Origin of the sequence: Paraburkholderia sp. NPDC080076, assembly GCF_050281145.1 — a bacterium.
Taxonomy (GTDB): domain Bacteria; phylum Pseudomonadota; class Gammaproteobacteria; order Burkholderiales; family Burkholderiaceae; genus Paraburkholderia.
The window spans coordinates 271979-283637 of the sequence record NZ_JBNNWQ010000004.1 but is presented as its reverse complement, the minus strand read 5'-3'; the positions used below and the strand labels follow the sequence as shown (position 1 = coordinate 283637).

At 62.7% G+C, this 11659-nt stretch carries 9 protein-coding genes; 7 read left to right on the top strand and 2 right to left on the bottom strand.

Annotation, left to right across the window (positions count from 1 at the left end; genetic code table 11):
• Window positions 1-5: 5 nt before the first annotated feature.
• A complete protein-coding gene (locus ACQKRQ_RS18290) occupies window positions 6-473 on the bottom strand; it encodes a DUF4863 family protein (protein ID WP_427478607.1) in 468 nt (155 codons plus the stop codon).
• A gap of 193 nt (window positions 474-666) precedes the next feature.
• On the opposite strand from ACQKRQ_RS18290, the gene ACQKRQ_RS18285 reads away from it, so the two are divergent.
• The 4 genes from ACQKRQ_RS18285 to boxA all read left to right on the top strand — a co-directional run bounded on the left by ACQKRQ_RS18285 (window position 667) and on the right by boxA (window position 6263).
• Window positions 667-1629, top strand: a complete 963-nt coding sequence (locus ACQKRQ_RS18285; protein ID WP_132373738.1) for a helix-turn-helix transcriptional regulator — start codon at window positions 667-669, stop codon at window positions 1627-1629.
• Window positions 1630-1745: 116 nt separating this feature from the next.
• Entirely contained in the window at window positions 1746-3416 is a 1671-nt protein-coding gene (boxC, locus tag ACQKRQ_RS18280) for a 2,3-epoxybenzoyl-CoA dihydrolase (RefSeq protein WP_427478605.1), read from the top strand.
• Between the two features lie 124 nt (window positions 3417-3540).
• Window positions 3541-4968, top strand: coding sequence for a benzoyl-CoA 2,3-epoxidase subunit BoxB (gene boxB / locus ACQKRQ_RS18275; RefSeq protein WP_408180091.1), 1428 nt, complete (start codon window positions 3541-3543; stop codon window positions 4966-4968).
• Window positions 4969-5021: 53 nt separating this feature from the next.
• Entirely contained in the window at window positions 5022-6263 is a 1242-nt protein-coding gene (boxA, locus tag ACQKRQ_RS18270) for a benzoyl-CoA 2,3-epoxidase subunit BoxA (RefSeq protein WP_427478602.1), read from the top strand.
• Between the two features lie 60 nt (window positions 6264-6323).
• Here boxA and ACQKRQ_RS18265 read toward each other — a convergent pair whose 3' ends face one another.
• Window positions 6324-7076 (bottom strand): TetR/AcrR family transcriptional regulator, encoded by a 753-nt coding sequence (locus ACQKRQ_RS18265; RefSeq protein WP_408180093.1) that lies wholly within the window; start codon window positions 7074-7076, stop codon window positions 6324-6326.
• A gap of 302 nt (window positions 7077-7378) precedes the next feature.
• Here ACQKRQ_RS18265 and ACQKRQ_RS18260 point away from each other — a divergent pair, with 302 nt between their 5' ends.
• From ACQKRQ_RS18260 to preA, 3 genes are all read left to right on the top strand, one after another.
• Entirely contained in the window at window positions 7379-8659 is a 1281-nt protein-coding gene (locus ACQKRQ_RS18260; protein WP_427478600.1) for a Zn-dependent hydrolase, read from the top strand.
• A 135-nt stretch (window positions 8660-8794) separates the two neighbouring features.
• Window positions 8795-10144 carry an NAD(P)-dependent oxidoreductase gene (locus tag ACQKRQ_RS18255; protein WP_132373744.1) on the top strand — a complete coding sequence of 450 codons (1350 nt, stop codon included), beginning with the start codon at window positions 8795-8797 and terminating at the stop codon, window positions 10142-10144.
• 68 nt (window positions 10145-10212) lie between these two features.
• Window positions 10213-11547: an NAD-dependent dihydropyrimidine dehydrogenase subunit PreA gene (gene preA / locus ACQKRQ_RS18250; RefSeq protein ID WP_132373745.1), complete on the top strand. Its 1335-nt coding sequence runs from the start codon at window positions 10213-10215 to the stop codon at window positions 11545-11547.
• Window positions 11548-11659 lie beyond the last annotated feature (112 nt).

Here is an 11659-nt window from a genome sequence, read left to right as displayed (position 1 = left end):
AGCGCTCAGGCGGGAGTGAATTCGATTGCGCCTTGCGGCAGGAGGTACAGCACCAATGCTTCGCCGTTCGCCACCGTCGGACGATGCGCGGTGCCGGGCCCGTACACGCACCAGCCGGCCGGGTGGCCGTCGAAGGTCGCGCCTTCGGTGAGCGGCATGATCAGATCGATCTCGCCGTTCGGGTGAACATGATGCGGACCCGCAATATCCTTCATATCGACGACGTCGACGGAAAAGCCGTGGGTCTCGGGCAGCGCCTTGAAGATGCGGCCGTAGCGAATGCCACCGCCTTCGCGATTGCACAGCCAGCCTTCGGCGACACCGGTTCGGCACGCCTCGGCAAGTTCGCGGAACGTGGCGCTGTCCGCGGGATAGGCGTCGTTCAGCCAGCCGGCCAGTCTGCCGTCGAGCGGTCGGCCGTCGAGTTGCTCTGTGACGCCCGCGATCAGGCGCTGGAATTCATGTGGGGACATGCGAGCCTCCAGATCGGCGCATTCGACCGCCGCACGCACGTTAATGCATGCGAGCCGTCGCGCCATCTCTGTGACGCTGCCGAAAAATCTCGACAGCGTTTGTTATTGGATCAATATTTGGCGAAAATTAACCGTTCACTCGGTGCCTGTCAAGCACTATAGTACATGTATCGCAGTTAGGAGGCAGCAAAACATGAACCAAAATTACTCTCCTGCACCGCTGGACGATTCCGCCGACGACGCCACAGGCCGCACCGAACGGGCGGCGGAGCGCGATCCCTTTCTGACGGCGATGGGCGAACGCGTGCGGCTCCTGCGCGCGCGCCGCGGCATGACGCGCAAAACACTGGCAACGGAAACGGGCTTGTCGGAGCGGCATCTGGCGAATCTGGAATCTGGCGTGGGCAATGCGTCAGTGCTGGTGCTGCGGCAGATCGCGGCTACTCTGAACTGTTCGCTGGCCGAGGTGATCGGCGACGAAACCACCGCTTCCGCCGAATGGCTGCTGATCCGCGAACTGCTGCAGGGGCGCGATCAGGCAGCCTTGCAGCGCGCCCGCGTGGCGCTCGCCGAGATGTTCGCGCAGGCGCCGCGCGACCCGCATCGCAAGGACCGGATTGCGTTGATCGGCCTGCGCGGCGCCGGTAAATCGACGCTCGGGCGGATGCTGGCGCAGGAGCGCAAGGTGCCGTTTGTCGAACTCACGCGCGTGATCGAACAACTGGCCGGCTGCCCGCCGTCGGAGATTCATTCGCTTTACGGCGCGGCCGCTTACCGGCGTTATGAACATCGCGCGCTCGAGGCTGTGATTCAGGAGCACGAGCGCGCGGTGATCGCGTCGCCGGGCGGACTGGTGTCGGAGTCGGGCACCTTCAATACGTTGCTGTCGCACTGCTATACGGTGTGGCTGCAGGCCGCGCCGGAAGAGCATATGCGCCGCGTCGTCGCGCAGGGCGATCTGCGGCCGATGTCGGGCAACAAGGAGGCAATGGACGACCTGAAGCGCATCCTGGCGGGACGCGGCGAGCTGTATGGCCGCGCTGACATGACCTTCGACACCAGCGAAAAAACCTTGGCCGACGCCTACCTGCAGCTGCGCGACCGCCTTGCTGCAAGGCTCGCCGCGGAATCGCCGGACGAGGCGGGCGTGAGCTGACATGCAATTCGGCGTCAGGGTTTACGCGTAAACATGCACTAAAGTGCTTTACATGGATTTGACGATGCACTATTGTTCAAAAACAGTATTTGCATCGTCCAGCCAGGAGAGGCCCCATGTCTACAGCAGAAACCGCCGTCGCGCCGGTGGACTACCGCACCGATCCCTCGCAGTACAAGCATTGGAAGCTGAGCTTGAATGGTCCCGTTGCGACGCTCGGCATTGATATCGCCGAGGACGGCGGCATCCGTGACGGCTACAAGCTGAAGCTGAATTCGTATGACCTCGGCGTCGACATCGAATTGCACGACGCAATACAACGCATCCGCTTCGAGCATCCGGAAGTGAAAACCGTGGTGCTGACGAGCCTGAAGGACCGCGTGTTCTGCTCGGGCGCCAACATTTTCATGTTGGGTCTCTCCACGCATGCGTGGAAGGTCAACTTCTGCAAGTTCACCAACGAAACGCGCAACGGCCTGGAAGACTCGTCGCGCTATTCAGGTTTGAAGTTTCTCGCGGCAGTGAACGGTGCCTGCGCCGGCGGCGGCTACGAACTCGCTCTGGCATGCGACGAGATCTATCTGGTGGATGACCGCTCGTCGTCGGTCTCGCTGCCGGAAGTGCCGCTGCTCGGCGTGCTGCCCGGCACCGGCGGCCTGACGCGCGTCACGGACAAACGCAAGGTGCGTCACGATCGCGCCGACATTTTCTGCACGGTGGTCGAAGGCGTACGCGGCGAACGCGCGAAAGCATGGCGCCTGGTGGATGAAGTCGTGAAGCCGAACCAGTTCGATCAGGCGATCCAGGCGCGCGCGCTCGAACTCGCCGAACAGAGCGATCGTCCCTCGGACGCACAGGGCGTTATGCTCACGCGTATCGAACGCACGGATCGTGAAGACGGCCTCACTTATAAAACGCTCGACGTGACGATCGACCGCGCGAAGCGCATTGCGACGTTCACGGCCAAGGCACCGCAATCCGAAACGCCCTCGAGTATCGATGCCATCGTCGCGGCCGGCGTGAACTGGTGGCCGCTGCAATTCGCCCGCGAACTCGACGACGCCATCCTTTGCATGCGCACCAACGAGCTCGCGGTCGGCACGTGGGTCTTCAGGACCGAAGGCGATGCCCGCAATCTGCTCGCCGCTGACGCCTCGCTCATGCAGCACAAGGACCACTGGTTCGTGCGCGAGACCATCGGCCTGTTGCGCCGCACGCTGGCGCGCATCGACGTTTCGTCGCGTTCGCTGTTCGCGCTGATCGAGCCGGGTTCGTGCTTTGCCGGCACCTTCGCGGAACTCGCGTTCGCCGCTGATCGCACTTACATGGCGGCGCTGCCGGGGAATGAAGAGGAAGAGCCGGCTATCACGCTGTCGGAAGTCAACTTCGGCCTCTATCCGATGGTCACCCATCAGTCGCGTCTCGGCCGGCGTTTCTATGAAGAAACCGGGCCGCTCGACGCCGTGCGCTCCCTGATCGGTCAGCCGATCAAGCCGGTCGAAGCCGAACGCCTCGGCCTCGTGACCGCATCGCCCGATGACATCGATTGGGCCGACGAAATTCGCATCGCGCTCGAAGAACGCGCCGCGATGTCGCCGGACGCATTGACCGGACTCGAAGCGAATCTGCGCTTCAACGGGCCGGAAACGATGGAGACGCGCATTTTCGGCCGTCTCACCGCGTGGCAGAACTGGATCTTCAACCGGCCGAACGCGGTGGGCGAGAAGGGCGCGCTCAAGGTGTACGGCAAGGGCAGCAAGGCGCAATTCGACGTCTCGCGTGTTTGATACGCATTTGATGCGCGCTTGATGGGCGACCGATCGCCATCAACGCAACGAGCGCGAAACGGGCCGCCATCAGCCCGGCACGCGCCTCTCACCGTCACTGCAGTTTCTGAACCAGGAACCGACCATGTCATCGATCAACTACAGCGAAAAGATTCCGAACAACGTCAACCTCGCCGACGACCGGGCGCTACAGCGCGCGCTCGAACAATGGCAGCCGAATTTCCTCGCGTGGTGGGGCGATATGGGCCCGGAAGGCTCGCATGGCTACGACGTGTATCTGCGCACCGCGGTGAGCGTCGATGCGGGCGGCTGGGCGCATTTCGATCACGTGAAGATGCCGGACTACCGCTGGGGCATTTTCCTCACGCCCGGCGAGCAGGACCGCAAGATTCACTTCGGCGAACACAAGGGTGAAGCGGCCTGGCAGGACGTGCCGGGCGAGCATCGCGCGAATCTGCGCCGCATCATCGTGACGCAGGGCGACACCGAACCGGCGTCGGTCGAGCAGCAACGCCACCTCGGTTTGACAGCGCCCTCCATGTACGACTTGCGCAACCTGTTCCAGGTCAACGTGGAAGAAGGCCGCCATCTGTGGGCGATGGTGTATCTGCTGCATCGCTACTTCGGCCGCGACGGACGTGAGGAAGCCGAAGCATTGCTCGGCCGCCGTTCAGGCGACGACGACAATCCCCGCATTCTCGGCGCATTCAACGAGAAAACGCCGGACTGGCTCGCGTTTTTCATGTTCACGTACTTCACCGATCGCGACGGCAAATTCCAGTTGTCGGCACTTGCGGAGTCGGGATTCGATCCGCTCGCGCGCACCACCAAATTCATGCTGACCGAAGAAGCGCATCATATGTTCGTCGGCGAATCGGGTGTGTCTCGTGTGATCCAGCGTACGGCCCAGGTGATGAACGAACTCGGCACGGACGACGTCGCGAAGATCCGCGCGGCCGGCGTGATCGATCTGCCGACCATTCAGCGCTATCTGAACTTTCATTACTCGGTCACGATCGATCTGTTCGGCGCGGATCATTCGTCCAACGCGGCCACGTTCTATAGCTCGGGCCTCAAGGGCCGCTACGAAGAAAACAAGCGCGACGACGATCATCAGTTGAACGGGCAAAGCTACAAGCTGCTCGACGTGCAGGACGGCAAGCTGGTCGAGCGCGAAGTGCCCATGCTCAACGCCATGAACGAAGTGCTGCGCGACGACTACATCAAGGATTCGGTGGCGGGCGTGGGCCGCTGGAACAAGGTGCTCGAAAAGGCCGGTATCGATTTCCGCATGACGGTGCCGCATAAAGCGTTCAATCGGCAAATCGGCACGTTCGCCGGCACGCGTGTGTCGCCCGACGGCCGCGTGGTCAGCGAAACCGAATGGGCCGCCAACGAAGCGAAATGGCTCGCCACACCGGAAGATCGCGCTTACGTCGCGTCGTTGATGGGCCGCGTTACGGACGCGGGCAAATTCGCCAACTGGATTGCGCCGCCTGCGATGGGCGTGAACCGTCAGCCGGTCGATTTCGAATACGTGCGCTTCAACTGAGTGCGCGAGCGGCGCGTGGCACGCTGGCGCCGCGTCTCAAGGTGGAGGAAGTCATGAACGGCCCAGTATCGATCGAAGTTCTCCGGCAGCATCTGATCGATCCGGAAATCTGCATTCGCTGCAATACGTGCGAAGAGACTTGCCCGGTCGATGCGATCACGCACGACGACAACAACTATGTGGTCAAGGCGGATATCTGCAACGGCTGCATGGCATGCGTGCCGCCGTGTCCGACCGGCGCGATCGACAACTGGCGCACGGTATTGAAGGCCGATGCGTATCCGATCGAAGAGCAGTTCACGTGGGACGTCCTGCCGGAACAGAACACGATGGCCGTGCCCGCCGCGGACGAATCGTCGGGCGCGGGCGCATCGGGTGATTCGCCGGCTGAGGCGAGCGGCATCGAAGTGGATACCGTGCGCGGCTCGGTCGTGCCGCCGTGGTCGGCCGCAAAGCCGTATGTGAACCTCTATACGCACAAGGAGCCGACCAGCGCGACGGTGGTCGGCAACTACCGGCTCACCGATGGCTCGACCGATAGCGACATTCATCACATCGTGCTCGATTTCGGGTCGATGCCGTTTCCGGTGCTGGAAGGCCAGTCAATCGGCATTCTGCCGCCCGGCGCGACCGCCGATGGCCGTACGCATCACGCGCGCCAGTATTCGATTGCGAGTCCGCGCGATGGCGAGCGGCCCGGTTATAACAACGTCTCGCTCACTGTCAAACGCGTCTCGCAGCAGCACGGCGACTCGACCGATGGCGTGTGTTCGAATTACCTGTGCGATCTGAAGAAGGGGGACGTGGTCAACGTGATCGGCCCGTTCGGCGGCACCTTCCTGATGCCGAACCATCCGAACTCGCATTTGCTGATGATCTGCACCGGCACGGGTTCAGCGCCGATGCGCGCGATGACCGAGTATCGCCGCCGGCGCCGTTTGAAGGGCGCGACCGGCAAGCTGATGCTTTTCTTCGGCGCGCGGACCAAAGAAGAGTTGCCGTACTTCGGGCCCCTCACGAATCTGCCGAAAGACTTCATCGATACCAATCTGGCGTTCTCGCGTACGCCGGGTCAACCGAAGCGCTATGTTCAGGACGCCATGCGTGAGCGCGCGGTCGATGTGGCGCACATGCTCAAGGACGACAACACGCATATCTACGTGTGCGGGTTGAAGGGCATGGAAGATGGTGTGTTGCAGGCGCTCAAGGAGATCGGTGAGCAGCATCAGCTGGACTGGGAAGCGCTGTGGATCAAGTTGAAGAAGGAGGGGAGGTTGCACCTGGAGACGTATTAAGGTGCCGTGCCTTCAAGGCCCCGCTGTTCATTATGGACAGCGGGGCTCTTTGAGTTACTTCTATCTCGCCGGGTCGGCGCCATCCTCATGCTGTGCGGGCGACACCGCCCCGCACGCCCGAATCACCAACTGCACCACTTCCTCCGTCGTCGCATCGAACGCCTTTTGCGTCAATGCACGCTTGCCTTTAAGCGCGCGAATCTGCGCATCAAAGTCGGCATAGTGCTGCGTCGTCGCCCAGATCATATACATCAACGTTTGCGCATTCACCGGCGCGAGCAACCCACGCGCGATCCAGTCGTCGATCACTTTCACGCGGCTGTCGAGCCACGGCTTCACGCGTTCGGTGAGTATGTCCTCCATGTGTTCCGCGCCGTGAATGATCTCGCTTGCCCACACCTTCGAACCAAGCGGACGGCGGCGCGACAATTCCATTTTCGCGCGCACGTACCCACCAATCGCTTCGACCGGATCGTCGCTGCACTCGAATGTGTCCGCCGCGCGATGCCAGTCTTCGAACAGGTCTTCCAGCACACGCCGGTAGAGCGCGAGCTTTGTCGGGAAGTAGTAATGCACGTTGGCTTTCGGTAAGCCCGCACGCTCCGCGATCATCGCGGTGCTGGTGCCGTCGAGTCCGCGCTCGGCGAAAACCGCCTCGGCGCACGCCAGAAGATGGGCTTCATTCGACTCGCGAATGTGCGCCTTGCGCCGCCGCAAAGGTGCGCGTGTTTCCTCGTTTTCCGTGATGTCGGCCGCCACGTCGTCGTCTCTCATGTTCGCCTTCGGCGGCATGGGTGCCGCGTCGCGCTTCATTCTAGTCGTTTGGCGCGCTGCCCACACGCGCATTCGTCGCACGCGCCGAAGCCATGCTGCGGTGCAATGGCACACTTCTCGCTATGTTTCTCACCGCACGAAAGGTGTTGATTTGGCGAGCTTAATCGTCTACAACCTGTCCAACTGGACAGGATTGGAAGAGCGGCAGATGCCTCAGGGTTTGCCCTCTGTATAAGAGGCGATCGAAGGTGTCGAATGTGCACTGCCCCCGTGCGAGCACGCCCCAAAACCCGCCACCAATGCACCAGTTTCAAGTCGGTTCACCGAAAGGAGCGAGACGAATGAACGCGGTATCCGAAGCGCTGAAGCACGCTGAACCCACCACGTCGATCAAGGTCGACGGCAAGCGGCTGTGGGACAGCCTGATGACGATGGCGAAGATCGGCGCGACGCCCAAAGGCGGCGTCTGCCGCCTGGCGCTCACCGACCTCGACAAGCAAGGACGCGACCTGATCGTCAGTTGGGCGAAGGAAGCCGGCTGCACGGTCAGTGTCGACCAGATGGGCAACGTGTTCATGCGCCGCGCCGGGCGCAATCCCGATGCGTTGCCGGTCATGACCGGTTCGCACGCCGACTCGCAGCCGACCGGCGGCCGCTTCGACGGCATCTACGGCGTGCTGGGCGGTCTCGAAGTGATCCGGAGCCTGAACGATCACGGCATCGAGACGGAGCATCCGGTTGAAGTGGTGATCTGGACCAACGAGGAAGGCTCGCGCTTTGCGCCCGCCATGGTGGCGTCGGGCGTGTTCGCCGGCGTGTTCACGCTCGACTATGGCCTGTCGCGCAAGGACGTGGACGGCAAAACCATCGGCGAGGAACTCAAGCGCATCGGCTATGCGGGCGATATTCCGTGCGGCGGACGGCCGCTGCACGCGGCGTTCGAGTTGCATATCGAACAGGGGCCCATTCTCGAAGCCGAACAGAAAACCATTGGCGTCGTGACCGACGCGCAAGGTCAGCGCTGGTACGAAATCACGCTGACCGGGCAGGAGGCGCACGCGGGTCCGACACCCATGCCGCGCCGTCGCGATGCCTTGCTCGGTGCCGCGCGCGTGGTCGATCTGGTCAATCGCATCGGTCTCGACAATGCGCCATTTGGCTGTGCGACGGTCGGCATGATGCAGGTCTATCCGAACTCGCGCAACGTGATTCCGGGCCGCGTGTTCTTCACGGTCGATTTCCGTCATCCGGACGATGCGGTGCTCGCGAAAATGGATGCGGCCTTGCGCAAGGGCGTGGCCGACATCGCCAGCGGCATTGGTCTTGAAACCGAACTCGAACAGATCTTTTACTACGCGCCAGTCGCATTCGACGAAGCCTGCGTGAAGTCGGTGCGCGCGGCGGCCGAACGCTTCGGTTATCCGCATCGCAACATGGTGTCCGGTGCGGGACACGATGCCTGCTATCTGTCGCAAGTCGCGCCGACCTCGATGGTGTTCGTGCCGTGCGTGGACGGCATCAGTCACAACGAGATCGAGGACGCCACTTTCGAATGGATCGAGGCCGGCGCCAACGTGTTGCTGCACGCCATGCTGGAGCGTGCATGCGAGCCGGTTTCATGACGCTGTCGTAACTCTTTGGCGGTTGCGCTCGCTTTACCCGCTTCACCGTAGTGCCCATAAAACATGCCGTCCCGGCTCCGCTTTAAGCGTGGCCGGCAGGAGCGGCTACGTCCTCACATCGAAGAAGGAACGAGTATGGCCATCAAGCAAACCGGCGACATTGCCGCTCAGCGGCTATCGCCCGAGCAGCTTTCGTGCGAGTTCTCCGACATCGCGCCCTTGCTCGACGCAAGCGCCGCGGCCGCGGCGGCGAGCCGCTGCCACTACTGTTACGACGCGCCGTGCGTGAACGCCTGCCCGACGCAGATCGACATTCCGAGCTTCATCCGCAAGATCAGCAACGGCAATCTGAAGGGCGCGGCCGTGGATATTCTGTCGGCCAACCCGTTGGGCGGCATGTGCTCGCGCGTCTGCCCAACGGAGATTCTTTGCGAAGGCGCGTGCGTGCGTAACCATCAGGACGCGAAGCCCGTGGCGATCGGCGCGCTGCAACGTCATGCCACCGATTGGGCGATGGCGCGCGGCGAAGTGCTGTTCAAGCGCGCGGCTGAAACCGGAAGACACGTCGCGGTGGTCGGCGCGGGTCCGGCGGGACTCGCCTGTGCACACCGGCTCGCGCTGGCCGGCCATGACGTGACGATCTACGACGCGCATGAAAAGGCCGGCGGTCTGAATGAATACGGCATCGCCGCCTATAAAACCGTCGACGATTTTGCTCAGCGTGAAGTGGAGTGGCTGTGCTCCGTCGGCGGCATTGAGATCAAACACGGCGTCGCGCTTGGTCGCGATGTCGACCTCGACACGCTGCGCAAGCAACACGATGCGGTGTTCCTCGCTATCGGCCTCACGGGCGTGCGCTCGCTTGCCATGGAAGGCGAGGATCTCGGCGGCGTGATGAACGCGGTGGACTTCATCGAACAGGTGCGCAGCGCGAGCGACTTCGGCACGGTGCCGGTGGGCCGGCGCGTGGTGGTGATCGGCGGCGGCAATACGGCGGTCGACGCGGCCGTGCAAAGCCGCAAGCTCGGCGCGACATCGGTGACGATGGTTTACCGGCGCGGCGTCGAAGCAATGAGCGCCACCTGGGCCGAGCGCGACTTCGCGCAGACCAACGGTGTCACGCTCGTCACGCATGCCACGCCGATGCGTTTGATCGGCGACGGCGGCGTGGTCACGGGTGTCGAATTCGCGCGCACATCGCGTGAAGGTGGAGAGGAGCGCTTCATGGTCGAAGCCGACATGGTGCTCAAGGCGATCGGTCAAACGCTGGTGCCGGTCGGCATCGAGCGTGAATTGCTGACGCTGGACGACAGCCGTATCGCTGTCGATGCGAATGGCCAGACCTCGCTGGCGGGTGTATGGGCCGGCGGCGATTGCGCGGCCACTGGCGGCATCGACCTTACGGTGCAAGCGGTGCAGGACGGCAAGATCGCGGCTGCCGCGATCGACGCGCAGTTCGCCCGCACGGCGGCGAAAGCCGCCTAGAGCGACCCAAGCCAAACCAAGCGAAGCAGCACCCCAGACACAGAACAGCAGTCCCCAAGGAGCCGAACATGGCCGATCTGCGCTGTACGATTGCCGGCATCACTTCGCCGAATCCTTTCTGGCTCGCCTCCGCGCCGCCGACCGACAAAGCCTATAACGTGAACCGCGCCTTCGAAGCGGGCTGGGGCGGCGTGGTGTGGAAGACGCTCGGCCTCGACCCGCATGTGGTGAACGTCAGCTCGCGCTACGGCGCGGTGCAATGGAACGGCCAGCGCATGGCGGGCCTGAACAACATCGAACTGATCACCGACCGTCCGCTCGACGTCAATCTGAAGGAAATTGCGCAAGTCAAACGCGACTGGCCGGACCGCGCGATGATCGTCTCGCTGATGGTGCCGTGCAACGAACGCGACTGGAAGTGGATTCTGCCGCTCGTCGAAGACACCGGCGCGGATGCGGTCGAATTGAATTTCGGCTGCCCGCATGGCATGAGCGAGCGCGGCATGGGCGCGGCCGTCGGCCAGGTGCCCGAGTATGTCGAGATGGTCACGCGCTGGGTGAAAGAAGGCACCAAGCTGCCGTGCCTCGTCAAACTGACGCCGAATATCAGCGACATTCGCCTCGGTTCGCGCGCGGCCTACAAGGGCGGCGCGGATGGCGTGTCACTGATCAACACGATCAACTCGATCGTGGCGGTCGATCTCGATGCGATGTCGCCGTTGCCGATGGTCGATGGCAAAGGCACGCACGGCGGCTACTGCGGACCGGCTGTGAAGCCGATCGCGCTGAACATGGTCGCGGAAATCGCGCGCGACGTGGAAACGCCGAATCTGCCGATCTCTGGCATCGGCGGGATTTCCACATGGCGCGACGCCGCCGAATTCATGGTGCTCGGCGCGGGCAGCGTGCAGGTCTGCACGGCGGCGATGCACTACGGATTCCGTATCGTTTCCGACCTCGCCGATGGCCTCTCCAACTGGATGGACGAAAAAGGCTACGCGACGCTCGACGACATTCGCGGCCGCGCCGTCCCGAATGTCACCGACTGGAAGTACCTGAACCTCAAATACGACATCAAGGCGCGCATCGATCAGGACAAGTGCATTCAGTGCGGCCTGTGCCATATCGCCTGCGAGGACACGGCTCACCAGGCGATCATGAAAGAAAAAGATGGCGTCCGTCATTTTGAAGTGATGGACTCCGAATGTGTCGGCTGTAATCTGTGCATGCACGTGTGTCCGGTCGAACAGTGCATCACGATGGAGCGCGTGGACAACGGCGAGTACGCGAACTGGACCACGCATCCGAACAACCCGGCGCGCGTGGGCGCACAGGAGGGCGCAGCGGCGGACGCGGCCGAAACCGCGGAGCACGCGCATGCGCACGCGGCAAAAGCGGCCTGAAATACGATGTGGTTAGAAAGAACGCAGCGCTAGCACTGAACCTGTCATTCCCCAAAGGTCCCGACGCGCCGACAGAAGCCGCGCGGGCCTCAACGATCGAGTGGAGATCTTT